The sequence below is a fragment of the Billgrantia endophytica genome, from assembly GCF_002879615.1.
Taxonomy (GTDB): Bacteria; Pseudomonadota; Gammaproteobacteria; order Pseudomonadales; family Halomonadaceae; genus Halomonas; species Halomonas endophytica.
The window spans coordinates 198625-224586 of sequence record NZ_PNRF01000032.1; the positions used below are offsets into that span (position 1 = coordinate 198625).

The window sequence follows — 25962 nt, forward strand, 5'->3', positions numbered from 1 at the left end:
CGGCAGTCGACTGCCGCCTCGATTTCAGGACTTTTCGCCATGAGCCCGACGCAGGACGCTCCCCCCACCATTCTTACCCGCATCCTGGCCCGCAAGGAGCAGGAGGTCGATGAGCGGCGCCGTGCCGTGCCCGAAGCCGAGCTGCTGGCGCTGGCCGAGCAGCAGAGTGCCCCGCGGGGTTTCATTGCCGCCCTGAATCGCTGCATGGATGAAGGCGATCCGGCAGTCATCGCCGAGATCAAGAAGGCCTCCCCCTCACGAGGTGTCATCCGGGAGGATTTCCAGCCAGGCGAGATCGCCAGGCAATATACCGCTGGTGGGGCATCTTGCCTCTCGGTCCTGACCGATGCCGACTTCTTTCAGGGCCACGAAGACTTCCTGATCGAGGCGCGCGAAGCCTGTGAGCTGCCGGTTATCCGCAAGGACTTCATCATCCACGGCTATCAGGTCAGCGAGGCGCGGGCCATCGGTGCCGACTGCATCCTGCTGATCGTCGCCGCGCTGGAGGATGCCCGAATGGCGGACCTGTATCAGCAGGCGGTATTACTGGGCATGGATGTGCTGGTGGAAGTGCACGATATCCATGAGCTCGAGCGGGCTCTCAAGCTCGGTATCGGCCTGGTAGGCATCAACAATCGCAATCTGCACACCTTCGAGACACGCCTGGAAACCACGCTGGAATTGCTGACCCGCATTCCGGCCGGTGTCACCGTCGTGACGGAATCGGGCATCAACACCCGCAATGATGTACTGCGCATGCGTGAGCATGACGTCCATGCCTTCCTCGTCGGCGAAGCCTTCATGCGTGAAAGCGACCCGGGGGAGGCGCTGCGACGGCTATTTTTCTAGGCTACCGATTTAGCAGCCAGAGTATTGCCGAAACCAGCAGGCTCAGCAGAATCATGGTGGTGATGGGGAAATAGAACGAGACATTCTCTCGCCTGATGGCGATGTCGCCGGGAAGCTGACCGAAGGGCAGCCTGGAGAGCCATGGCCAGAAGAGACCGATGGCAACGATGCACAGGCCGATGATGATCAGGGTGCGTGACATGTTGCCTCCTGTTCGCCCTATGGGTGCGACCCGGGAGACCGACGGCGTGCCGCCGGCCATGCTCTGCCAGTTTACCAGTTGAGCTGACGGAAGAGCGCCAACAAGCCCTGCAACGGGTGTGGCAGGCCCTGGTCGGAAAGCCGCTTCGCCTGGCTGCGGCAGGAGTAGCCGGTGGCCAGCAGGCGCCCGCTGTTGGTCTCGTCTTCCACCACCGGCTGCCACGACTGGGCGTAGAGGGTGGCCGAGGTGTGGCGGTTGCGCGCCTCATGCCCATAGGTGCCGGACATGCCGCAACAGCCGGTGGCGATCAGGTCCAGCTCGAAACCGAACGCGGTGAACACTTGCTGCCACGCCTTGGGGCTGCCCGGGGCGTTGGTCTTCTCGGTGCAGTGGGAGAGCAACCGGAAGCCGGGATCGGCCAGGTTGTCCATCTGCTGGCTCAGCCCCGCCGGAACCAGCCGCTGGCCCTGGGCGACGAGCCACTCCTGAAGCATCAGGACATCGGGCACGGCATCGGGTCCCAACGCCTTCACGTACTCCTGGCGGTAGGTCAGGGTCATGGCCGGATCGATACCCACCAACGGTACGCCGAACTCGGCCAGGGCACGCAGGCGTCGGGCCTGCGTCTCGGCGGTGCGCGCGAAGGCACCGAGGAAACCCTGCACGTTGAGCGGCTTGCCGTTGGGCGAGTAGGGGGCGACGAAGACCTTGATGTCGAGACGCGACAACAGCTCGACGATGTCCATCACCAGCTCGGCCTCGAAGAAGCTGGTGAAGGCATCCTGGACGATGACCACGCTGCGGGTCTTCTGGGCGTCGGTCAGCAGGCCAAGCGAGGTCGGTGTGGCCTCGGCCACCCCCCAGGCTTGCAGCTGCTTGCCCAGGCGCGCCCGTGACAGCCGCGGACTGTCGACCAGGCCGATGGGGCCAGCCAGCAGTCTGTCGACCAGGCGGTTGCCCAGGGCGGCGTTGTAGAGCGGTGCGACCCGGGCCAGTACCGGCACGAAGAACTCCATGCCGCCGATGAGGTAGTCGCGCACGGGGCGAAGGTAGCGACCGTGGTAGACCTCCAGGAACCGGGAACGGAACTCCGGTACGTCGACCTTCACCGGACACTGGCCGGCGCAGGACTTGCACGCCAGGCACCCGGCCATGGCGTCGTAGACTTCGTGGGAAAAGTCGTCTTCCCCCTTGCGCCTCAGCGTGTTCAAGGCACGCCGGGGCAGGCGCTTGAGAAAGCCAAGGCCGCCCTCGGTCTGCTGCGCTCGCGACTCGTCGAGCACATCGATACCGGCGTTGCCCTGCAGGCGCAGCCATTCGCGCATCAGGCTGGCGCGTCCCTTGGGCGAGTGCACCCGGTCGCGGGTCGCCTTCCACGAGGGGCACATGGCATCGTTCGGGTCGTAGTTGTAGCAGGCACCGTTGCCGTTGCAGTAGACCGCGGCACCGTATGCTTGCCACACCCGCTCATCGATCTGGCGGTCGAGCTGGCCACGGGTGGGCACGGCGTCGATGGCCAGCAGGCCGGGATCGACCCACTTGACCACCTGCTCTTCGCTGGCGTCGGGCGGGGTGGGCAGCGGTGTGGCGATCTTGCCCGGGTTCAACTGGTTGTGGGGGTCGAAGGCGGCCTTGATCCGCCGCAGGCTGGGGTAGAGCTCGCCGAAGAACCTGGGTGCATATTCCGACCGCACGCCCTTGCCGTGTTCGCCCCACAGCAGGCCACCATATTTCCGGGTCAGTTCGGCGACCTCATCGGACACCTCGCGGATCAGCCGCTCCTGGGCGGGGTCCTTCATGTCGATGGCCGGGCGCACGTGCAGCACGCCGGCATCCACGTGGCCGAACATGCCATAGTCGAGCTCACGTGCGTCCAGCAGCGCACGGAACTCGGCAATGTAGTCGGCCAGGTGTTCCGGCGGCACCGCAGTGTCCTCGACGAAGGGAAGCGGTCGCTTCTCTCCCTTGACGTTGCCCAGCAAGCCCACGGCTCGCTTGCGCATGCCGTAGACACGCTGGATGGCCGAACGGCCCTCGGCCAGCGTATAGCCGAGGCGTTCGACGCTGTCATCCGCCTCCAAGTGGTGGCAGAAGACGGCGACCCGCTCGGCCAGGCGCGCGGGATCGTCGTCGTTGAACTCGATCAGGTTGATGCCGCGAATCGCCACTGTCTTGCCTGGGTGGGCGATAGTGCTGGTAGCGTCGCTATCATCGGCGCCGTGACCGGCAGCGGCCTCGCCGGGAAAGAATTCCGCCACGCTGTCCCAGACGAAATCCTCCATGGCCAGCTGCAGGACCTTGTCGTCCACCGTCTCGATGGAGGTGGGGCGCGCCTGCGGCTGGGTTTGTGAAGAGCTGCTGCTCGACATCAGTGCCCGAGCATCGCGCAGGGCGTCCATGAAGCCGGCATAGCGGACGTTGACCAGGGTCGAGTGCCGGGGAACCGGCAGCACGTTGAGCACCGCCTCGTTGAGGAAGCCCAGCGAGCCCTCGGCACCGCACAGCAGGCTGTTGATGTCGAGCCGGCCATCCGCGTCCCGCAGGTGCGCCAGGTCATAGCCGGTCAGGCAGCGGTTGAGCGGGGGGAACTTGGCGGCGATCAGGTCGCCCCGGGTATCGACGATCTCCCGGGCGGTGCGGTAGGCCGTACCGATCACGCCGTCACGGGCACATAGCGCCTCGAGTTCTTCCGCCTGGACCGGTCGGCTGACCAGCCGTTCGCCGCCGAGCAGCACGCTGTCGAGTTCCAGCACATGGTCGCGGGTCTTGCCGTACTCGCAGCTGCCCTGGCCGCTGGCGTCGGTGGAGATCATGCCGCCGATGGTGGCGCGGTTGGAGGTGGAGAGGTCCGGCGCGAAGAACAGGCCGTGCGGCTTCAATGCCGCATTGAGCTGATCCTTGACGACGCCGGCCTGGACCCGCACGCGGCGATTGGCGACATCGATGTCGAGGATTCGATTCATGTGTCGCGAGACATCCACCACCAGGCCATCGGTGAGCGACTGGCCGTTGGTGCCGGTACCGCCGCCGCGGGGCGTCAGCACCACCCGGCGATGTTCCACCTGGCCGGCGAGGTGTGCGATGCGCTCGAGATCTTCCGCCCCCTTGGGGTAGAGCACCGCCTGGGGCAGGCGCTGATAGAGGGAGTTGTCGGTAGCCAGTACCGTGCGGTTGGCGTAGTCCGGGGCGATTTCGCCGGCGAAACCGGCGGCCCGCAGGGCCTCGAGAAAGCGCACGTAGTGGGCGCCGAGTCCGTTCAGGTGGCTCGCTTGTGTCGTGTCCAGTCGTGCGATCATGGTGTCGTGTCGGCCTTGGTCGCTGTCACGGCGGGGCCGGACAGGCAGAAGGAATGCCGCTATTTTACCCCGAGAGGGCGGTGGTGCGCATCCCGGCGCGTGGCGCCCAGGCGGCCTTTTCCCTACAATGGGGCGCCTTGATTTCACCTGCGACGGACTGGATGCCATGCTCGATCCCAAACTGCTGCGCAGCGACCTCGACAGGGTCGCCCAACGACTGGCCACGCGGGGCTTTGTCCTCGATACCGAGCGGCTCACCGCCCTGGAGGCTCGGCGCCGTGAGCTGCTGACCGAGACCGAGTCGCTGCAGAACGAGCGGAATACCCGCTCCAGGGCGATCGGCAAGGCCAAGGCCCAGGGCGAGGACATCCAGCCTCTGCTGGCGGAAGTGAGTGATCTCGGTGATCGTCTCGACGCCGCCAAGGTTCGTCTCGCCGACGTGCAGGCAGAGTGGGAGGACCTGGTCAGCGGCTTGCCCAACCTGCCCCACGCCAGCGTGCCGGTGGGCGTGAGCGAAGATGACAACGTCGAGCTGCATCGCTGGGGCACCCCCAGGACGTTCGATTTCGAGGTCAGGGATCATGTCGACCTGGGGGCGCTCAGGGGCGACATGGACTTCGAGCTGGGGAGCAAGCTGACCGGCGCACGTTTCACCGTGATGCGCGGCCCCATCGCGCGGCTGCACCGGGCGCTGGCCCAGTTCATGCTCGACAAGCAGACCCTGGAGCATGGCTACGAAGAGTGCTACGTTCCGTACGTGGTCAACGCCGACTCGCTGTTTGGCACGGGCCAGTTGCCCAAGTTCGGCGAGGACCTGTTTCGCCTCGACGACGAGCGGGGCTATCATCTCATTCCCACCGCTGAAGTACCGCTGACCAATTTCGTCCGTGACGAGATACTCGATCACCGCCTGCTGCCGGTAAAGCTGACCGCGCATACCCCCTGCTTTCGCAGCGAAGCGGGCTCGCATGGCCGGGACACCCGCGGCATGATTCGTCAGCATCAGTTCGACAAGGTCGAGATGGTGCAGATGGTCGAGCCTGGGCAGAGCTATGAGGCGCTGGAAGAGATGCGTGGCCATGCCGAGGCGATCCTGCAGGCGCTGGATCTGCCCTACCGGGTCGTCACTCTCTGCACCGGCGACATGGGCTTCGGTGCCACCAAGACCTATGATCTGGAAGTGTGGCTGCCCAGCCAGCAGACCTACCGTGAGATCTCCTCGATTTCCAATTGCGAGGACTTCCAGGCGCGGCGCATGCAGGCGCGTTTTCGCCATCCCGAACAGAAGAAGCCTCAACTGTTGCATACCCTGAATGGCTCCGGCCTGGCAGTCGGGCGTTGCCTGATTGCGGTCATGGAGAACCACCAGAATGCCGAGGGGGCGATCACGATTCCGGAAGCGCTGCGTTCCCATATGGGTGGCGTCGAAGTGATCAATATCTGAGTCGGTTTCCCTGCCTTCGGTTGCTTCCCGGGCGCAGGGTGAGCGCCTCGAAAGCCGATATCGCAACGGGCCTGGCAAGTGCCAGGCCCGTTGCGATGCCGCATGCAGCGTCTCCGGTCAGGGCTCGATGGTCCAGCTCACGCTGACTCCGGCCTCGATGGTGATGGTGCCCGGGCGATACTCTGCCGCACCGGCGCTTTCCCGACTATCGGCGCTCATGGCCATCATGCGCGGGGCATAAATGGGGGAGCGGGTCTCACTGATGCTGATCACGGGACCCAGGGAGACATCGAGGGTGGAGGCCATCAGTTCGGCCTTGTGGCGGGCCTTCTCCAGCGCCTTGATCAGCGCTTCGTCGGTAGCGGCCTCCCGGTCGGTCAGGTCGTAGGTTACCCCGTCCAGTGCATTCACTCCCGCCTCGGTCAGTGCGTCGAGCAGTAGCGGCAGGCGTTCCAGATCCTCGACTTCTACCCGGAAAGGACGCTCCAGGCGAGTCCGTGCCAGCGTCTCGCGCTCTCCGTCGGCCGTTCTGGTGCCCGGCACGTATTCCGGCTGTACGTTCAGCGAGCCGGCGCTGATCGCGTCGCGCTCAAGCCCTGCTTCTTCCAGTGTACGGATGAGAACCGCGGCGCGCTCCTCGAGTCGGTCACGGGCTTCGCGCAGGGCGGTGGGGTCGCTCTCGGTCTCGTCATGCCGCGGAATGGCCGGCGTACGCTCCCAGAGGCGGGCGCTGAGGGTCGCCCGGTCTGGAACGACATCAAGCTGGGCCTCGGCCTGAACGTCCAGCCGCGAGCGGTTGTCATCGGCAAGGGTAGTGGCGGCCATCAGCGGCGTCGTGGAAAGCAGGGCACCCAGCAACAGGTACCGGAATCGGGTTTGGCGGGGCATGGGAGCCTCCTTGCAGCAGTGGATAATGGCCGGCCAACTCGCCGGGCTCTGATTCGAGAGAGAAAGCGGCGTATGGTTCCGCACATTGGCGTGGTTCCACCGAATCTGCATGTTTGATCCTGAAACGGGAGAATTTGTGTGCCGGCCTCGCAAGCGGCATGATGAAGACGGACACGCCAGACAGGGATAGATGGCATGCTTGACAGCAACGAGGATGGGCAGCACGGCTACCCCCTGATGCTCACGCTGGCGCTGGCTGCACTGGTGATCATCATCGCCGGTATGAAGGCCGGTTCGGATTTGATCGTGCCATTGCTGCTGGCGCTGTTCATCGCCGTTATCTGCACGGCACCAGTGCAGTGGTTGAATCGCCTGGGCGTTAGCCTGCGCTTCGCGGTCTGCATCACCTTGCTGGTCATTGGCGCCTTGCTGTCGCTGGTCGGCGTACTGGTTGCCAATACCTTCTGGACCTTCATCGAGGCCCTGCCCGGGATCGAAGACCGCCTGTACGAACACTACCTGGACATTCTCGCCAGTCTGGCCGACATGGGGCTGGCCATCGATCCCGACCGCCTGGCGGGACTGTTCGACATGGAAGATGACAGTGCCTGGGTGCCCATGCTGCTGGGAGAATTGGGCAATCTTGTCATGCAGAGTGTCGTGGTGGCCCTGCTGGTCGTTTTCATGCTCTTCGAGACACTCAATTTTCGCACCAAGGTATCCCAGGCCCTGGACGATCCGGCACCGAGCCTGAGGCGTTTCCATGAGTTCAGCTTGACGCTGAAGCGCTACCTGGCGGTCAAGACCTTGATCAGTCTGGTGACCGGGGTACTGGCCTGGCTGGCCTGTGTTCTGGTCGGCGTGGATTTCCCGCTGTTGTGGGGTGTCCTGGCCTTTGCCCTGAACTATATACCCAATATCGGGTCGGCACTGGCTGCGCTACCGCCCATCCTGCTGATGCTGGTGTCCCAGGATGGGGGGCTTTTTCAGGCTTTCGTGCTGGCAACGGCTTATCTGGCCATCAATTTCGTGCTCGGCAATCTGGTGGAGCCACGCCTCATGGGGCGGGCGCTGGGCCTCTCGACCTTTGTGGCGTTTCTCTCGCTGGTGGTATGGGGCTGGGTCTTCGGCGTGGTGGGGATGCTGTTGTCGGTGGTATTGACCATGACCTTGAAAATTGCCTTGAATAGCCACCCCCAGACGCGATGGATCGCTCGATTGCTGGGGCCGGGTCGGCAAACGGACGATGCGCCAGCAGTCAGAGAGGAGAGAGAGCCGCCACTGGAGAGAGTCGACAAGGCCGAGTGATGCCCCAAAAGCGTTCGCCCCGGCCATGGCCGGGGCGAGAGGGTATTCATGGCATGGGATCAGGCGTTCTGATCGATGAATTGCGCCAACTGGGATTTGGACTGTGCGCCTACCAGAGAGGCGACCTTGGAGCCCGACTTGAACAGCATGACGGTGGGAACGCCGCGAACGCCCTGCTCGGCGGCGATTTCCGGAGCGTCGTCCACATTGATGCTGACTACCTTGAGGTTGCCGGAACGTTCTTCGGCGACCTCGTCGATCACCGGCGCCATGACTTTGCAGGGGCCGCACCAGGGCGCCCAGAACTTCAGCAGCACGGGTTGATCTGCCTTGAGGACTTCCTGCTCGAAGTTGGCATTGGTGACATCGACGTTGTTGGCCATGTGTTTCTCCAGTTACGTTGCGCTGCATCGAGCGGATCGAGATGACACGCCCGGGGGCATGTCTGGTCGGCTGATGTTAGCGGCCGACCGGGTCGCTGGCAAATAGTGCTCGCTTGCGGCTGCGTGTTCCCGCTTTTCCTCCGGTTTCCTGAGTCATTCTGTTTCGGGGTGTTACCAACGGCAGCCCGAATCGTTTCCCAAGCGCTGGGCTTGACACGTCCGCTTCCTCCGGATTTTCTCTAACCTATTGCTTTTCATGACCTTCCAGCCCGTTGGCGTGCCTGGTGCCCCGCCATTCAGCGCCGGTCATGGCGCGACGAAGGACTTCGACAAGGGGCGGGGTCTCGGCTACGTTGCCAGAGACAGACCGGACGTAACAGGGCAGGGTTCGGCACAGGCGCGTGTTGCCGGCACGGCCACCTACTCTTGGGGCCAGGATCGTGGCGCCAGAAAAAAGCGGTGCGGGGAAGCCTCGGTGCTTTCCACAGGTCAATGCCGTGCGCGGGCGTGTGTTGCCAGGCCCGGACAAGGAGAGCCAGGCCATGACGCCAGATTGTACGATCGTATTCGATGGGCAGCGGCTATCGGGAGAAGCCGATGAGCCGCTCGTGGACTTCCTCGAAGGCCACGGTATCGCACTTCCCCATGTCTGCTATCACCCCTCGCTTGGTGCGCTGGAAACCTGCGATGCCTGCTGGGTCGAAGTCGATGGCGGGCTGAAGCGGGGCTGCTCGATACGCACATCAGACGGATTGACCATCTCCAGCCGTAATGAACATGCCGAAGCCGCACGCCACGAAGGGATGGATCGGCTGCTCGGCAAGCACGAACTCTACTGTACGGTATGCGAGAACAACAATGGCGACTGCACGCTTCACAACACCATGGTGGACATGCAGATACCCATCCAGCGCTACGAGTTCCAGCGCAAGCCCCATGAGAAGGACACTTCCAGTCCTTTTTATACCTACGATCCCGATCAATGCATCCTGTGTGGCCGCTGCGTAGAGGCCTGCCAGAATGTCGAAGTCAACGAGACACTGAGCATCGATTTTGCGAGCGAGAATCCGCGGGTGCTATGGGATGGCGGCAAGGCCATCGACGATTCCAGCTGCGTACACTGCGGTCATTGCGTCACGGTCTGCCCCTGTAATGCCTTGATGGAAAACAGCATGGATGGCCAGGCCGGTCCTTTCACCGCAATGCCATGGTCGCTCAAGCGCCCAATGATCGAGATCATCAAGGCAGTGGAGATCACCATTGGCGCGACGCCGGTCTCGGGGCTATCGGAAATGGACATGAAGATGCGACAGCCCGAGATCAAGCGTACCAAGACCGTCTGTACCTATTGCGGGGTCGGGTGTGCCTTCGAGATGTGGACCCGGGACCGTCACATCCTCAAGGTCCAACCGGTACCGGAGGCGCCCGCCAACGGCATTTCCACCTGCATCAAGGGCAAGTTCGCCTGGGATTTCGTCAATAGCGAGAAGCGCCTGACCATGCCTCTGATTCGTGAGAATGGTCGCTTCCGGGAGGCAGGCTGGGACGAGGCGCTCGATCTGGTGGCGCGGCGGCTGCTGGAGGTTCGCGAGGCCCATGGCCCGGATAGCCTGGGGTTCATCGGCTCGAGCAAGGCAAGCAATGAGGAGGCCTACCTGACCCAGAAGATCGCACGGCTGATCATTGGCACCAACAATGTCGACAATTCCTCGCGTTATTGCCAGAACCCGGCTACCCAGGGTCTGTTCCGCACGGTCGGCTATGGTGGCGATGCCGGTACGATCAAGGATATCGAGCAGGCAGAGGTCGTGGTGCTGGTTGGCAGCAACACCGCCGAGAACCATCCCGTGATCGCAGCCCGGATCAAGGCGGCCCAGAAGCTGCGAGGCCAGAAAGTGATCGTGATCGACCCCCGCCGGCATGAAATGGCCGACCGGGCCGATATCTTTCTGCGCCCCAACGCCAGCACGGACCTTATCCTGGCATCGGCGCTGTCGCGCTACCTGTTCGACCATGGCCTGGCGGACATGGAGTTTCTCGACCAGTGGGTCAACGGTGTCGAGGAGTACCGTGATTCGTTGGAGCCGTTCACACTCGAGTTCGCTGAAAAGATGACGGGCGTTTCCCGCCAGGAACTGATCGAAACGGCAGAAATGATCGGCCGGGCGGGCAGTGTCTGCCTGCTGTGGGCGATGGGCATTACTCAGCACAGCCACGGCTCTGATACCAGCACGGCGCTCTCGAACCTGTTGCTGGTGACCGGCAATTACGGCAAGCCCGGTACGGGCGGCTACCCCATGCGGGGTCATAACAACGTTCAGGGGGCCAGCGACTTCGGTTGTCTGAAGGACCGCTATCCCGGGTATGACCACGTCGCCGATGAGGAGAGCCGAAAGCGATGGGCCGAAGGGTGGGGGGTGACGCCTGAAGCGTTATCCAACGAGCCCGGTAAAGGCAACTTTCTGATGGTGCAAGCGGCAGACAAGGGCGATATCAAAGCGATGTATATCATTGGCGAAGAGACGGCGTTCTCGGATGCCAATACCCACAACGTGCTGTCGGCTTTCGAGAAACTCGACTTCATGGTGGTGCAGGACATGTTCCTGAGCCGCACCGCCGAATTTGCCGACGTGGTGTTGCCTGCGAGCCCAAGCGTCGAAAAAGAGGGCACTTTCGTCAATACCGAGCGTCGTATCCAGCGCTTCCATGAAGTGCTGCCACCGCTTGGGGACAGCCGGCCCGACTGGAGGATACTGACGGACCTGGCAGCCCGTATGGGTCATGACTGGGGCTATGAGCACCCCTCCCGGATCATGGACGAGTGCGCCCGAATTGCACCGATGTTTGCCGGTGTCAGCTACGATCGCCTGGCAGGCTGGAATTCGCAACTCTGGCCGGTGGCGGCGGACGGTACCGATTCTCCGCTGCTCTACACCGATGGCTTTCCCAACGAGGACGGCAAGGCCAACCTCTTTCCGCTTGAATGGCGGATGCCGGAGGAGACCACCGACGCCGAGTACGATCTCTCTCTCGATAATGGCCGCATGCGTGAGCACTTCCAGGCCTCCAACCAGACTGGCCGGAGCGAGGGGGTCTGGCAGCAGGTGCCGAGAGGGTTTGTCGAGGTGAGCCCGGAGCTGGCCTCCGAGCGAGGCATCGAGGAAGGGACCTGGGTTCGCCTGACCTCGCGTCGCGACAGTATCGAATTGCCGACCGTCATCACCGACCGGGTGGCGGGCAAGACACTTTTTCTGCCGATCCACTTCGGTAAGTTTGGTATCAACACGCTGACAGGTGAGCATAACGACCCCGACGTCCAGACGCCGGCCTATAAGGAGACTGCGGTCAAGCTGGAGGTCCTGTCGAAGCGGGGCGAGCCTCCTTTGCCGAGCACCAACTATCGCTTTGGCCAGCCTACCCCGACCCAGGGTGTCGAGGTGGCGGTCAAGTGGTCCCGTGGCGATTATGTGTTGCCGCCCGCACAGCAAGCCAACCCGAGGAAGATGTGATGGCTGAACGAATATCCCATGACGTGACGCCACCCAGGATCGGCATGGATGCTCACGAGGAGCTCGAACAGTTGCTGCAGACACTGCATGAGCATGGCGTGCTGCGCTTGACCAACAATGTGGTGGCTGCCAATACCGAGATTGCCAAGGTCCTGGTGGACGGCATCGGCAAGGAGGGCACTCTCAACGCCATCCAGAATCTCTCGGCGTTGGCGATGATGCTCTCCGCCATTCCGCCCGAGCGGTTCTACAAGGTGATGTTTGCCTTCAAGGAGGGCATCGACCAGGTCAGCCTGCATCAGCCCGGCAAGGAGGGCGAAGAGTCACCAGGGATCAGCGGAGCCTACAAGATGCTTCACGATGAACAGCTCTGGCATGCCGTGGCGCCGCTGATCGAGGGGCTCAAGGCCTTTGCCGAACGACTCGACAAGCCAGTCGACAAGCCAGTGACGGACTATACCGGCAAGCCGACCAGCGGGCCCTGAACGGCGATCTGTGTATCCGCTTCGCACCCTGCTGGCAGGGTGCGAAGCCATGTAGCAACGGCGTGGCCGGCAAGGAAGGGAGAAAGGGTGTCGTTGTCACGACACGTCAGCCGCGTCCGGTCAGTGCGCAAGGCTTTCCGTGCCATGCCCCCACGAGCCAGGTGCAGACTGGTCCAGGATCCGCTCCGGACAGGAGTAGATGTTGAAGCGGCCCTCACGCAGGAACCCCACCAGAGTGATACCGAACTTCCTGGCGAGACGGACCGCATAGCTGCTGGGCGCCGATATGGCGCATACCACTGGCACGCGGGCCATGATGCATTTCTGGATGAGTTCGAAGCTGGCACGGCCACTGAGAACGACGATCTGTCCGGTGAGCGGTAACCGGTGATTCAGCAACGCCCAGCCGTTCAGCTTGTCGAGTGCATTATGGCGGCCGACATCTTCTTGGACTGCCTGGAGCTCTCCCGAGTCATCGAAGAGTGCCGCAGCGTGGAGCCCCCCTGTCTCGGCAAAGAGCCGTTGGTGTTCACGAAGCCGGGAGGGAAGGGAGCAGAGCAACTCACCCGACACGGCTGGTCCCGGCGACAGTGGTCCCAGATTTTCCATCGTGCCCAGGTCGAGTCTTTTCTTGCCGCAGACGCCACAAGCACTATTGGAGAACGAGGAGCGTTGCAGCATCTCTGCCTTTTCATTGCTGAAATGCTTCAGTGCGATCTGCACGACGTCTGGCTCATCGACAAGATGGCAAAGCATCTCGAAATCGCCGCGGGTTCTTGCCAGCCCTTCGCTCAGCATCAGGCCGGCAGCAAGCTCACGGTCCTGCCCCGGGGTGCGCATGGTGATGACCGGCTCGGTGCCGACCACGCGGATCTCCAACGCCTCTTCGATGGCCAGTACATCTTCCCGGGTGGTTAGGCCTTGCGGTCCCATCGTCACGATATCGATTCGGGCACCACCCGCTACGTCGGTTCCCATAGGCTGCTCCCTGTAGAAACGGGTCGACACGCCATCTTCCTGAAGCTTATTTGAGGCTAGTTCACGGGGGGCCGCTTTCCAACCCTGCCATGGGCGGCATGGCCCGCCCCTTCCGAAGAGCGACTGATACGTCACGCGATAATGCGACGATGCATCACTTTACGCCATGCTTATGAAGTCAGCAGAGGTGGGTGGTTTTCTTTTATGCTATTTAGTGATTACATGATGCTGCTTTAATCGCTATTTTGTATTGATCCGCCGGGCGGTAGGTAGAGGGAGCAAGTTCACCATGAAACTTCAGCAGCTGCGCTATGTCTGGGAAGTGACCCGTCACAATCTCAATGTGTCGGCAACTGCCCAGAGCCTCTATACCTCTCAACCGGGCATCTCCAAGCAGATACGGCTACTGGAAGATGAGCTGGGGGTCGAGATATTCGCCCGCAGCGGCAAGCACCTGACACGGGTCACGCCTGCCGGTCAGGCTATCGTCGAACTGGCGGGGCAGGTGCTGAGGCTGGCCGAAAACATCAAGCAGGTGGCACAGGAGCATAGCGATGAGCGGCGCGGAAGCCTGTCCATTGCCACGACCCACACCCAGGCCCGCTATGCGCTGCCGCCGGTGATCGGCGAGTTCACGAAAAAATATCCGGAGGTGGCACTGCACATGCAGCAGGGCACGCCCAAGCAGATCGCCCAGATGGTCAGTGATGGCCAGGCCGACTTCGCCATCTGCACCGAGTCGCTGGAACTGTTCAACGATTTGATCCTGCTGCCCTGCTATCGCTGGAATCGCTGTGTGCTGGTTCCGCGTGGGCATCCGTTAGCCGAGGGCGAACTGACACTGGAACGCCTTGCCGAGCAGCCACTGGTGACCTATGTCTTCGGCTTCACCGGGCGCTCTCAGCTCGACGATGCGTTCCGGGCCAAGGGCCTCTCGCCCAATGTGGTGCTGACTGCCGCCGATGCCGATGTGATCAAGACCTATGTCCGGCTTGGCCTGGGCGTCGGTATCGTGGCGCATATGGCGGTAGACCCGGGGCTGGATGACGACCTCGTGGTGCTCGAGGCCGGTCACTTGTTCGAAAGCTCCGTGACCAAGATCGGCATTCGCCGGGGCACCTTCATGCGCGGATACATGTATGACTTCGTCAAGGGCTTCGCCGATCATCTCGACCGGGAGCTGGTCGATGCCGCCCTGGCCGCTGGGCCGCGCCATGAGCACGGATTGTTCAAGGAGATCGAGCTGCCGATCCGGTAGAAGGCGTACAAGAACGCCGTGCCGATACGCTCGTGACAGGCTCGATCTCGCCCTGCCAGTCAACGTGAAGCGAGATTGGCCACGTGAAGCCCGCACTCCTTGCCGCCCTGGTCTTCCCACCACCACCGACCCTCGCGTTCGTGTTGATGGGGCAGGGTGGGGCGAGTGCAGGGTTCGCAGCCGATGCTGACGAATCCTCGCTCATGCAGCGGATTGTAGGGCACATCGAACATGCGGATATAGGTCCACACGTCCTCGCTGGTCCAGTGCGTCAACGGATTGATCTTGTAGAGAGGCGAAGCCTCGCTACCGAAGGCGCCATCACGCTCGGCGATCTGAAGCGTCGAGCGCGTGCCCGGGCTCTGGTCACGCCGTTGACCGGTGACCCACACCGTAAGCCCCTGCAGGCGTTCACGCAGCGGCGCGACCTTGCGGATGCCGCAGCACTCCTGGTGCCCATCGCGATAGAAACTGAACAGGCCCTTCTCGCGAACCAGCGCCTGTATTGCCTGGGTATCGGGAAAGCGGACATCGATCTCGATACCGTAGTGTTCACGAACCCGCTCGATGAAGGCATAGGTTTCGGGGTGTAGTCGCCCGGTGTCCAGCGAGAAGACATGTACCTTCTCCTTTGGCGCTATCTTGAGCGCCAGGTCGATCAGTACCACGTCTTCGGCACCGGAGAAGGAAAGCGTCAATTCACTGAAAGCGGCATAAGCAGCACGCAGGATATCCTTGGGTGAGGCCTGGTCGTGCTCAAGAACGAACTGGGCGGTCTGGAAGGACGCCATTATCGATCTCCCTGGTAGATGATGAACGTACCCTACCAAAGGCCGTGGCTCATGCCCCAATACCGATTGGTTTGACACTTATATGCCATTTTGTGCTTAGCCCTTGTCCTGCTTATTCCAGGGCCTTCATCAAATGACGAATCTTGTCCAGTGTCTCGGTGTACTCGGCGTTCACGTCCGAGTCCGCCACCAGCCCGCCTCCCCCCCAAAGATGAAGCCTGCCGGCATCGGCCACTGCGGTACGTATGGCGATGGAGGTGTCCATGTGCCCACGTACATCGACATAGCCCAGGCTGCCGCAGTAGACACTACGCCTGCTGGGCTCCAGTTCATCGATGATCTGCATGGCGCGTACCTTGGGGGCCCCGGTAATCGAGCCGCCGGGAAAGGCCGCGGCCAGCAGGTCCAGCGCCTGGCGCCCGGGCGCGAGATCTCCACGCACGATGCTGACCAGATGGTGCACGTTGGCGTAGCTCTCCAGCCCGCACAGCTGGGGTACTCTTACGCTACCGGGGCGGCACACCCGGCCCAGGTCATTGCGCAGAAGATCGACGATCATCACGTTCTCGGCACGATCCTTGAGGCTGGCCGCCAGCTCCTGGGCCAGCCGCCGGTCTTCCTCGAGAGTCCGTCCGCGAGGGCGAGTGCCCTTGATGGGGCGGGTTTCGATGCCTCCGTCGTCGTGACAACCAAGGAAGCGCTCCGGAGATAGTGACAGGATCGCCTGGTTGCCCCAGGCCATGTATGCAGAAAATGGGGTGGGCGTTGCGTGTCGAAGCCGCTGATAGGCAGCCCACAGGTCGCCTGTAAAGGGGGCGCTGAAACGCTGGGCCAGGTTGATCTGATAGCAGTCCCCGGCTCGAATGTAGTTCTGCACGGCCTTGAAGCGGCGCGCATAGCCTGAATGATCCAGCTCGCCCTGGAAGGGGGCCAGTAGCCGAAAGGGGGCGGCCGGAGCGGGTGCCGCTTCGAACCACTCCATGACCTGAATCCGGCGCTCCGCGCTCGCGACCAGCCATGTCTCGCCTTTTTCGTGATCCTGGACGACGGCCCAGTCGTAGAGGCCAACGCGGCTTGCCGGTAGGTGCACGACCGGCTGTGACCGGCCCCCTACCGGTTCCAGGCAACGGCCCAGGTCGTACCCCCAATAGCCGATCAGACCACCGAGAAAGGGCAGGTGGCTATCGGGCGTCTCGAGAGACAGGCTGTCCAGCAGCCTCTGCTGGGCGGTAAACGGGTCGTGGCCCGAGGTGCCCGGTACGCCACCTGATACCTGCCCCTGCTCATCGACGGTCAGTGTCGCCAACGGATCACTGCTCATGATGTCGTAGCGTCCGCCGGGAGCGGCAGGGCGCCCGCTATCCAGCAATACCGAACCGGGGCGGTTCCGCAGGAGGGCGAAATAGCCCAGCGGGTCGTCCTGGTAGGGTAGGGGGGTGATCTCGAGTCGTGTGGTCATCAACGGGGCCTTTCGGAACAGGCGACCCATTCTAGGGATCAGGCTGCGTTTTGTCCTATCCCGCAACACCCAGGATAGTGCTACCGCCCTCAACGGTAGAGAAATTGTCGACAGCAGTCCCGAGCAGATGCTTGGTTGTCTACAACCAAAGACGTAGCATGTTGGGCTTGTTCGGCGGTTGACCGGGCAGGAGCCAATGTCTAAAGTCTTCTCATCATTCAATTGTCGACAATTGCCATGAACTCATTCGTATCAGAACAGGTCGCTCCCGAGGTTCGCACTCTTGCCGAACGGGTCTTCCATGAACTGCAGGATGCCATCGTCCGGGGCAAGCTGGCGCCGGGAAGCAAGATTACCGAACCAGGCCTGTCCAAGGCCTACGGTATCTCGCGCGGCCCGTTGCGCGAGGCGATGCGACGCCTGGAAGCGCATCGCCTCATCGAGCGAGTACCTCACGTGGGTGCGCGTGTCGTCAAGCTCTCGATGAAGGAACTGCTGGAATTGTTCGACGTTCGCGAAGCGCTCGAGAGCATGGCGGCCCGGCTGGCGGCGGAACACATGACCGCCGAGGAGATCGCCGGCCTGCGCGAGGTGCTATCGGTCCATGAGCGTCAGGCCGACCTGCGCAAGGGCGAAGCCTATTACCAGCGTGAAGGCGACCTGGACTTCCACTACCGCATTGTCCAGGGCAGTCACAACCGAATGCTGATGACGATGCTGTGCGATGACCTTTATTACCTGGTGCGGCTCTATCGCACCCAGTTCAGCGCCAGCGGAACGCGGCCTCATCGCGCCTTCGTCGAACACCATCGTATCGTCGATGCCATCGAGGCCGGCGACGCCGAACTGGCCGAGCTGCTGATGCGCCGTCATGTCAGCGCCTCACGGGCCAACGTGGCCGACCGTTACGCCACGATTCTCCAGCAGCAAGCCGAGGCGGCGACCTGAGGCCAGCCCGGACATACAGAGGAGCATTTTAATGACTCAAGCCACTCCCGGCGCGCGTTTCCGTGCCGCCCTGCAAGCCAATCGGCCTTTGTCGATTGTCGGTACCATCAATGCTTATACCGCCATGATGGCCGAGCGAGTGGGGCACCAGGCCATCTACCTTTCCGGTGGTGGCGTGGCGAATGCCTCCTTCGGCCTGCCCGACCTGGGCATGACCACCATGAATGACGTGGTAGCGGATGCCCACCGTATCTGTGGCGCCACGGACTTGCCGCTGCTGGTGGACATCGACACCGGATGGGGCGGTGCCTTCAACATCGCCCGGACCGTCAAGGAGATGCAGCGTGCCGGCGTAGCCGCCGTACATATCGAGGATCAGGTGGCCCAGAAACGCTGCGGCCACCGTCCCAACAAGGCGATCGTTTCCCAGGAGGAGATGGTCGATCGCGTCAAGGCGGCCGCCGATGCCCGGATCGATCCGGACTTCTACCTGATCGCCCGCACCGACGCGTTCCAGAAGGATGGTCTGGATGCCGCCATCGAGCGTGCCAGTGCCTGCATCGAGGCCGGTGCCGACGCCATCTTCGCCGAGGCGGTGCACACCCTGGACGACTACCGCGCCTTCTGTGAGCGCGTCGATGCGCCGATCCTGGCCAATATCACCGAATTCGGGGCCACGCCGCTGTTCAGTCAACAGGAGCTCGGTGAGGTTGGCTGCCGCATGGTGCTCTATCCGCTGTCGGCGTTCCGCGCCATGAACGCCGCCGCGCTGACGGTCTATCAGAGCATCCACGACAAGGGGCATCAGCGGGACGTGGTCGAGCTGATGCAGACTCGGGATGAGCTCTATGACTTCCTCAACTATCACAGTTTCGAACAGAAGCTGGACGCCCTCTTCGAGAAAGGCACTGATTGAAGAGAACGCCCACAGGGGCGACAAGGCATGCACCCCGGGGAGTCCACATGAGGCCTGAATCCTGGCCCTGTACCGTGGCGCCCAAGACAGATACAGAAAAAAGACCAAGGAGACACGACATGTCAGAGAAACCCGTCAGTAGCACAGGTCTGCGCGGCCAGAGCGCCGGCACCACGGCCCTATGTACTGTTGGCAAGACCGGCTCGGGCCTGACCTACCGCGGCTTCGACGTCAAGGAACTGGCCGAGAAGGCGCGTTTCGAGGAAGTGGCCTACCTGCTGCTCAAGGGCAAGCTGCCGAACCAGGCCGAGCTGGATGCCTATATCACCAAGCTCAAGGGGCTGCGTGGCCTGCCCCAGGCGCTCAAGACCGTGCTCGAACAGATTCCGGCTAGCGCCCACCCGATGGATGTGATGCGTACTGGCGCTTCCATGCTGGGCAACCTCGAGACCGAAGAGAGTTTCGACGAGCAACAGGACGTTTCCGATCGCCTGCTGGCGGTGCTGCCATCGATCATCTGTTACTGGTATCGCTATTCCCACGATGGCGTGCGGATCGAGACCGAGACCGACGACGAGTCGGTGGGTGCCCATTTCCTGCACCTGCTGCGTGGCGAAGCGCCCAGCGACCTGCACGCCCGGGTGATGAACGTCTCGTTGATTCTCTATGCCGAGCACGAGTTCAACGCCTCGACCTTCACCGCGCGTGTCTGCGCCTCGACGCTGTCCGACATGCACTCCTGCGTGACCGGCGCCATTGGCTCGCTGCGTGGTCCGCTGCATGGCGGTGCCAACGAGGCGGCCATGGACATGATCGAGAACTGGAAGTCGCCGGAAGAAGCCGAGCGCGAGATCATGGGCATGCTCGACCGCAGGGAGAAGATCATGGGCTTCGGGCATGCCATCTATCGCGAGTCCGACCCGCGCAACGCCATCATCAAGGAGTGGTCCGAGAGGCTGGCCCAGGACGTGGGCGACACCGTGCTCTATCCGGTGTCGGTGCGTGTCGAGGACGTCATGTGGCGCGAGAAGAAACTGTTCTGCAACGCCGACTTCTTCCATGCCAGTGCCTACCACTTCATGGAGATCCCCACCAAGCTGTTCACGCCGATCTTCGTCTGCTCGCGTGTCACCGGCTGGTGCGCCCATGTCTTCGAACAGCGGGCCAACAATCGCATCATCCGTCCCAGCGCTGACTATATCGGCCCCGAAAAGAGCGAGTGGGTACCGATCGAGCAGCGCGACTGATCCGCGCCACCTGCGGCGACCGCCCCGCGGTCGCCCTGTTCCTCTTCAACAGGGGCGGGCGGCAACGCCAACTCCGTGCCTCTGTGCTCGACTCGACGGATGCCTGACGCCATGAATACCGAATATCGCAAGCCCTTGCCCGGGACTGAATTGGACTATTTCGACGCGCGCGCCGCCGTCGATGCGATTCAGCCTGGTGCCTATGAAACACTCCCTTACACCTCACGGGTGCTGGCCGAAAACCTGGTGCGTCGCTGTGAGCCCGGCATGCTGACGGACTCGCTGAAGCAGTTGATCGAGCGCAAGCGCGACCTGGACTTCCCCTGGTTTCCGGCGCGCGTGGTGTGTCACGATATCCTCGGCCAGACCGCCCTGGTCGATCTGGCCGGCCTGCGCGATGCCATCGCCGCGAAAGGTGGCGACCCGGCCAAGGTCAACCCGGTGGTGCCGACCCAACTGATCGTCGACCACTCGCTGGCCGTCGAGCATGCCGGTTTCGAGAAGGATGCCTTCGAGAAGAACCGTGCCATCGAGGATCGCCGCAACGACGATCGCTTCCACTTCATCAACTGGACCAAGACCGCGTTCGAGAACGTCGACGTGATTCCGCCGGGCAACGGCATCATGCACCAGATCAATCTGGAGAAGATGTCGCCGGTGGTCCAGGTTCGCCCCGATGAGAATGGAAGGCGCGTCGCTTTCGTCGACACCTGTGTCGGTACCGACAGCCACACGCCGATGGTCGATGCCCTGGGCGTGATCTCCGTCGGTGTGGGCGGCCTGGAAGCCGAAAGCGTCATGCTTGGCCGTGCCTCTTACATGCGTCTGCCGGATATCATCGGTGTCGAGCTGACCGGCAAACTGCAGCCGGGCATCACCAGCACGGACATGGTGCTGGCACTGACCGAATTCCTGCGTCGCGAGCGGGTGGTGGGAGCCTATCTCGAATTCTTCGGCGAAGGCGCCTCGAGCCTGACCGTGGGCGACCGGGCCACCATTTCCAACATGACCCCGGAATATGGCGCCACCGCCGCCATGTTCTATATCGATGAGCAGACCATCGATTACCTCAAGCTGACCGGTCGCGAGGACGACCAGGTCGCCCTGGTGGAGCGCTTCGCCAGGGAGACCGGCCTGTGGGCCGGCAGCCTGGAAAACGTCGAGTATGAGCGGGTGCTGACCTTCGACCTGTCCAGCGTGGCGCGTACCCTGGCCGGCCCGTCCAACCCCCATGCCCTGCTGCCCACCTCGGAACTGGCGTCACGCGGCATCAGCGGGACGGTGGAAAACGAGGAAGGCCTGATGCCCGATGGCGCGGTGATCATCGCGGCCATCACCAGCTGCACCAACACCAGCAACCCTCGCAACATGGTGGCGGCCGGCCTGATCGCCCGTAACGCTAACAAACTGGGCCTGACCCGCAAGCCCTGGGTGAAGACCTCCCTGGCGCCGGGCTCCAAGACGGTGAAGATGTACCTGGAAGAGGCCAACCTGCTGCCCGAGCTGGAAAGTCTCGGCTTCGGCGTGGTGGCCTTCGCCTGTACCACCTGCAACGGCATGAGTGGGGCCCTGGACCCGGTGATACAGCAGGAGATCATCGACCGCGACCTCTACGCCACGGCGGTACTATCGGGCAACCGCAACTTCGACGGCCGGATTCATCCCTATGCCAAGCAGGCCTTCCTGGCCTCGCCGCCGCTGGTGGTAGCCTACGCCATCGCCGGCACCATCCGCTTCGACATCGAGAAGGATGCGCTGGGCTTCGATCAGGATGGTACCCCCATCACGCTGAAGGACATCTGGCCCAGCGACGAAGAGATCGATGCCATCGTCAAGGCAAGCGTGAAGCCCGAGCAATTCCGGGAAACCTACATCCCGATGTTCGACATCAGTCGGGAGCGCAGTGTCCGCGTCGAGCCGCTTTATGACTGGCGCCCGCAGAGCACCTATATCCGCCGCCCGCCTTACTGGGAGGGTGCGCTGGCCGGTGATCGCTCGCTCACGGGCATGCGCCCCCTGGCGGTGCTGGGAGACAATATCACCACCGACCACCTGTCGCCGTCCAATGCCATCATGATGGATAGCGCGGCGGGCGAATACCTGCACAGGATGGGCGTGCCGGAGGAGGACTTCAACTCCTACGCCACCCACCGGGGCGACCACCTCACGGCCCAGCGTGCCACCTTCGCCAACCCCAAACTGCTGAACGAAATGGTGCAGGAGAACGGTGAAGTGAAGCAGGGCTCTCTGGCCCGCGTCGAGCCGGAAGGCGAGGTCACACGCATGTGGGAGGCGATCGAGATCTACATGGATCGCAAACAGCCGCTGATCATCATCGCCGGTGCCGACTACGGCCAGGGCTCTTCCCGTGACTGGGCGGCCAAGGGTGTGCGTCTCGCCGGCGTGGAGGCCATCGCCGCCGAAGGCTTCGAGCGCATTCACCGCACCAACCTGATCGGGATGGGAGTGCTGCCGCTGGAGTTCGGGCCGGGCACTACGCGGAAAACGCTGGATATCGACGGTACCGAGACCTTCGATGTGGTGGGCGAGCCGAGGCCCCGTGCGACCCTGACGCTGGTGATCAACCGCAAGAGCGGCGAGCGTGTGGAGGTGCCGGTGACCTGTCGCCTCGATACCGCTGAAGAGCTCTCGATCTTCGAGGCCGGCGGCGTGTTGCAGCGCTTCGCCAAGGACTTCCTCGAATCGGAAACGGCGGCCTGAATAACCGCCTGAGAAACGTGACCCACTGACCTGCCCGCCGACCCGGTGCCGCCGATACCGCACCGGGTCGGCGGTTTCCAACAGGACGCTATTGCCATGGCACATGCACCCCAGCACCATGTTTCCCAAATCAGGATCCCTGCCACCTATATGCGTGGCGGCACCAGCAAGGGCGTGTTCTTTCGCCTGCAGGATCTGCCCGATGCGGCCCAGATCCCCGGTGAGGCGCGGGACAAGCTGTTGATGCGCGTGATCGGCAGCCCCGATCCCTACCAGAAGCAGATCGATGGCATGGGCGGGGCGACCTCCAGCACCAGCAAGACGGTCATCCTGTCGAAGAGCACCCAGCCGGATCACGATGTCGATTACCTGTTTGGCCAGGTCGCCATCGACAAGGCTTTCGTCGACTGGAGCGGCAATTGCGGCAACCTGTCGGCGGCCGTGGGGCCCTTCGCCATCAGTAATGGCCTGGTGGACCCTGTGCGTATTCCGCAAGATGGCGTGGCTACGGTACGCATCTGGCAGGCCAATATCCGCAAGACCATCATTGCCGAGGTACCGATGACAGGCGGCGCCGTGCAGGAAACCGGCGACTTCGAACTCGACGGCGTCACCTTTCCGGCGGCGGAGATCCCGGTGGCGTTCATGGACCCGGCCGATGGGGAGGGTGAGATGTTCCCCACAGGCAATCTGGTCGATGACCTCGAAGTGCCGGGTGTGGGCACGCTGAAGGCGACCCTGATAAACGCCGGCATCCCGACCATCTTCATCAATGCGGAAGCCATCGGCTATACCGGGAACGAGCTGCAGGACGCCATCAACGGCAACCCCGATGCGCTGGCCATGTTCGAAAGAATTCGGGCCCATGGCGCCGTGCGCATGGGGCTGATCCGGCACGCGGACGAGGCCGCCAGCCGCCAGCACACACCCAAGGTGGCTTTCGTCGCCAAGCCGGTCGACTACATCGCCTCCAGCGGCAAGGCGGTCAAGGCCGCCGATGTGGATCTGCTGGTGCGCGCTCTCTCCATGGGCAAGCTGCACCACGCCATGATGGGTACGGCCGCGGTTGCCATCGGTACCGCCGCGGCGGTACCGGGAACACTGGTCAATCTCGCGGCGGGCGGTGGAGACCGCACTTCGGTTCACTTCGGGCATCCTTCGGGCACCCTGCGCGTTGGCGCGGAAGCCACTCAGGTGAACGGCGACTGGACGGTGACCAAAGCGATCATGAGCCGCAGCGCGAGGGTCCTGATGGAAGGCTGGGTGCGGGTCCCTGGCGACACATTCCCGGTGGGTTGACGCCAGGGCCAAGACGACGCTGGCAGCCCGGGCTCTGGGCACCGATACTCTTTATTGAGTGGTTTTTTTCAGTTCGCCGAGACCTTGCTTCACAGCAACGAGGGGGCAGACGATGAATGTAACCGTCGAAACCAACGTTCGTCCGGATTACGACGCGGAACTGCAGAAAATTGCCGACTATGTCCTGGACTACAGGATCGAGAGTGTCGAAGCCTGGGACACCGCTCGCAATTGCCTGATGGACACGCTGGGCTGCGGCCTGCTGGCGCTTCGCTTCCCGGAGTGTACGAAACACCTTGGCCCGATCGTGGAAGGCACCATCGTGCCGCACGGTGCCCGGGTCCCCGGGACCTCGTTCCGCCTCGACCCGGTCAAGGCCGCATGGGACATCGGCTGCATCGTGCGCTGGCTCGATTACAACGATACCTGGCTGGCCGCCGAGTGGGGGCACCCCTCCGACAACCTGGGCGGTATCCTCGCCGTGGCCGACCACCTTTCCCAGAAGCGGGTCGCCGTGGGAGAGGTGCCGCTGACCATGCGCGACGTGCTGGAAGCCATGATCATGGCCCACGAGATCCAGGGCGTGCTGGCATTGGAGAACTCCTTCAACCGCGTCGGACTCGACCACGTGGTGTTGGTCAAGGTGGCGACCACCGCCGTGACCGCCAAGATGATGGGGGCCGATCGTGAGCAACTGCTCTCCGCCCTGTCCCACGCCTGGGTCGATGGCCAGAGCCTGCGTACCTATCGCCATGCGCCCAATGCCGGCTCGCGCAAGAGCTGGGCCGCCGGTGATGCCACCTCCCGCGGGGTGCGCCTGGCCGATATCGCATTGCGCGGCGAGATGGGCGTGCCGGGGGCACTGTCGGCGCCGCAGTGGGGTTTTTACGACGTGTTGTTCAGCCATACCAACAAGGACCTGGCGACCAAGCCGGAAAGAGAGCGCAAGTTCACCTTCCAGCGCGACTTCGGCACCTATGTCATGGAGAACGTGCTGTTCAAGATATCCTTCCCGGCCGAGTTCCATTCCCAGACCGCCTGTGAAGCCGCCGTTACCCTGCACCCGCAGGTGAAGGACCGCCTGGACGAGATCGACAGGATTGTACTGACCACGCACGATTCGGCGATCCGCATCATCTCCAAGTCCGGGGCCTTGGCGAATCCGGCAGACCGGGACCATTGTCTCCAGTACATGACTGCCGTGCCGCTCGCCTTCGGCAGCTTGGTGGCCGACCATTATGAGGATGAGTTCCACGCTGCCAACCCGATCATCGATGAACTGCGCAACAAGATGGAAGTGGTCGAGGACGAACGCTATTCGCGTGACTATCACGATCCCGACAAGCGCTCCATTGCCAACGCCATTCAGGTCTTGTTCAAGGACGGCAGCGCCACCGACAAGGTCGAGGTCGAGTACCCCATCGGGCATCGACGTCGCCGTTCCGAAGGGATCACCGTGCTGGAAGACAAGTTCAGGCGCAATCTGGCCACTCGCTTTCCACAGGGGCGTACCCGCACGATTTTCGAACTGTGCAAGGACCAGGCGTGTCTGCAACGTATGCCTGTCCACAAATTCGTCGACCTGTTCGTGATTTGACGAGATAGTAAGGCGAATCCTTGACGGTGGTCATGGTGCACTCTGCAAGAGTGGACTATAGTTTTTTGACGAGTAGGGGTTGTGTACTTCCTCGGTAATGAGTAAAGTACGCATCCGCTGCCGGCAACGGGTAATGTTGCCAGCGGTGGAAGTGGAGAAAGTGCTTGTTTCTGTTTGGTTTTTTTTCGAATCGGCTAGAGCGGTTCGCGATTGACAGAAGCGCCGGAGACGGTAGAATGCACGCCACGCTGAAGGTCGCCGGCAGGACCGGCGCTTCGCGGCAGGGTCACCCCGGTGACGGCCGCGAAGCGAGTTGACAAGCTTGGCCGAATGAGTAGAATACGCCTTCCTCGCAGGGCGCTGGCGGGGCCGCTGACAGAGTCG

The 25962-nt window shown here is 62.7% G+C and carries 20 protein-coding genes; 12 read left to right on the forward strand and 8 right to left on the reverse strand.

Annotated elements, in window-relative coordinates; genetic code table 11:
- The first annotated feature begins 39 nt into the window (after positions 1-39).
- Positions 40-849 carry an indole-3-glycerol phosphate synthase TrpC gene (gene trpC / locus C1H69_RS16415; RefSeq protein WP_102654453.1) on the forward strand — a complete coding sequence of 270 codons (810 nt, stop codon included), beginning with the start codon at positions 40-42 and terminating at the stop codon, positions 847-849.
- 1 nt (position 850) lies between these two features.
- Here trpC and C1H69_RS16420 read toward each other — a convergent pair whose 3' ends face one another.
- Positions 851-1051 carry a DUF2905 domain-containing protein gene (locus C1H69_RS16420; RefSeq protein WP_102654454.1) on the reverse strand — a complete coding sequence of 67 codons (201 nt, stop codon included), beginning with the start codon at positions 1049-1051 and terminating at the stop codon, positions 851-853.
- Between the two features lie 71 nt (positions 1052-1122).
- Complete coding sequence (gene ydiJ / locus C1H69_RS16425; protein ID WP_102654455.1) at positions 1123-4347, reverse strand: D-2-hydroxyglutarate dehydrogenase YdiJ; 3225 nt, start codon at positions 4345-4347, stop codon at positions 1123-1125.
- Positions 4348-4513: 166 nt separating this feature from the next.
- Between ydiJ and serS the strand changes: the two genes are divergently transcribed.
- Entirely contained in the window at positions 4514-5791 is a 1278-nt protein-coding gene (gene serS, locus C1H69_RS16430; protein ID WP_102654485.1) for a serine--tRNA ligase, read from the forward strand.
- A 117-nt stretch (positions 5792-5908) separates the two neighbouring features.
- Here the strand turns inward: serS and C1H69_RS16435 are convergent, their stop codons facing one another.
- The gene (locus C1H69_RS16435) at positions 5909-6679 is read right to left on the reverse strand and encodes an SIMPL domain-containing protein (protein ID WP_102654456.1); all 771 of its coding nucleotides are present in this window, start codon (positions 6677-6679) and stop codon (positions 5909-5911) included.
- A gap of 195 nt (positions 6680-6874) precedes the next feature.
- On the opposite strand from C1H69_RS16435, the gene C1H69_RS16440 reads away from it, so the two are divergent.
- Positions 6875-7987, forward strand: coding sequence for an AI-2E family transporter (locus C1H69_RS16440; protein WP_102654457.1), 1113 nt, complete (start codon positions 6875-6877; stop codon positions 7985-7987).
- A 59-nt stretch (positions 7988-8046) separates the two neighbouring features.
- Here C1H69_RS16440 and trxA read toward each other — a convergent pair whose 3' ends face one another.
- Positions 8047-8370 carry a thioredoxin gene (trxA, locus tag C1H69_RS16445; RefSeq protein WP_043515801.1) on the reverse strand — a complete coding sequence of 108 codons (324 nt, stop codon included), beginning with the start codon at positions 8368-8370 and terminating at the stop codon, positions 8047-8049.
- A gap of 542 nt (positions 8371-8912) precedes the next feature.
- Here trxA and fdhF point away from each other — a divergent pair.
- Positions 8913-11879, forward strand: coding sequence for a formate dehydrogenase subunit alpha (gene fdhF, locus C1H69_RS16450; protein ID WP_102654458.1), 2967 nt, complete (start codon positions 8913-8915; stop codon positions 11877-11879).
- Positions 11879-12364, forward strand: a complete 486-nt coding sequence (locus C1H69_RS16455) for a helical membrane plugin domain-containing protein (RefSeq protein WP_102654459.1) — start codon at positions 11879-11881, stop codon at positions 12362-12364. The genes fdhF and C1H69_RS16455 overlap by 1 nt, the downstream gene beginning before the upstream one ends.
- Positions 12365-12484: 120 nt before the next feature.
- Here the strand turns inward: C1H69_RS16455 and fdhD are convergent, their stop codons facing one another.
- A complete protein-coding gene (gene fdhD, locus C1H69_RS16460) occupies positions 12485-13342 on the reverse strand; it encodes a formate dehydrogenase accessory sulfurtransferase FdhD (protein ID WP_102654460.1) in 858 nt (285 codons plus the stop codon).
- Between the two features lie 289 nt (positions 13343-13631).
- Here fdhD and cysB point away from each other — a divergent pair, with 289 nt between their 5' ends.
- Positions 13632-14600, forward strand: a complete 969-nt coding sequence (cysB, locus tag C1H69_RS16465; protein WP_102654461.1) for an HTH-type transcriptional regulator CysB — start codon at positions 13632-13634, stop codon at positions 14598-14600.
- A 59-nt stretch (positions 14601-14659) separates the two neighbouring features.
- Here the strand turns inward: cysB and C1H69_RS16470 are convergent, their stop codons facing one another.
- Positions 14660-15391, reverse strand: coding sequence for a phosphoadenylyl-sulfate reductase (locus C1H69_RS16470; protein WP_102654462.1), 732 nt, complete (start codon positions 15389-15391; stop codon positions 14660-14662).
- A gap of 112 nt (positions 15392-15503) precedes the next feature.
- Positions 15504-16850 carry an aminodeoxychorismate synthase component I gene (gene pabB, locus C1H69_RS16475; protein ID WP_102654486.1) on the reverse strand — a complete coding sequence of 449 codons (1347 nt, stop codon included), beginning with the start codon at positions 16848-16850 and terminating at the stop codon, positions 15504-15506.
- A 237-nt stretch (positions 16851-17087) separates the two neighbouring features.
- Here pabB and C1H69_RS16480 point away from each other — a divergent pair, with 237 nt between their 5' ends.
- From C1H69_RS16480 to prpD, 6 genes are all read left to right on the forward strand, one after another.
- Positions 17088-17798: a GntR family transcriptional regulator gene (locus C1H69_RS16480; RefSeq protein ID WP_102654463.1), complete on the forward strand. Its 711-nt coding sequence runs from the start codon at positions 17088-17090 to the stop codon at positions 17796-17798.
- A gap of 31 nt (positions 17799-17829) precedes the next feature.
- Complete coding sequence (gene prpB, locus C1H69_RS16485; protein WP_102654464.1) at positions 17830-18714, forward strand: methylisocitrate lyase; 885 nt, start codon at positions 17830-17832, stop codon at positions 18712-18714.
- A gap of 119 nt (positions 18715-18833) precedes the next feature.
- The gene (gene prpC / locus C1H69_RS16490) at positions 18834-19961 is read left to right on the forward strand and encodes a bifunctional 2-methylcitrate synthase/citrate synthase (RefSeq protein ID WP_102654465.1); all 1128 of its coding nucleotides are present in this window, start codon (positions 18834-18836) and stop codon (positions 19959-19961) included.
- A 111-nt stretch (positions 19962-20072) separates the two neighbouring features.
- The gene (gene acnD / locus C1H69_RS16495; protein ID WP_102654466.1) at positions 20073-22682 is read left to right on the forward strand and encodes a Fe/S-dependent 2-methylisocitrate dehydratase AcnD; all 2610 of its coding nucleotides are present in this window, start codon (positions 20073-20075) and stop codon (positions 22680-22682) included.
- 96 nt (positions 22683-22778) lie between these two features.
- A complete protein-coding gene (prpF, locus tag C1H69_RS16500) occupies positions 22779-23981 on the forward strand; it encodes a 2-methylaconitate cis-trans isomerase PrpF (RefSeq protein WP_102654467.1) in 1203 nt (400 codons plus the stop codon).
- 112 nt (positions 23982-24093) lie between these two features.
- Positions 24094-25578 carry a 2-methylcitrate dehydratase gene (prpD, locus tag C1H69_RS16505; protein WP_102654468.1) on the forward strand — a complete coding sequence of 495 codons (1485 nt, stop codon included), beginning with the start codon at positions 24094-24096 and terminating at the stop codon, positions 25576-25578.
- Positions 25579-25772: 194 nt separating this feature from the next.
- Here the strand turns inward: prpD and C1H69_RS23875 are convergent.
- Positions 25773-25962 (reverse strand): hypothetical protein (locus C1H69_RS23875; protein WP_205738515.1); only part of this gene is annotated, 190 nt, incomplete at its 5' end.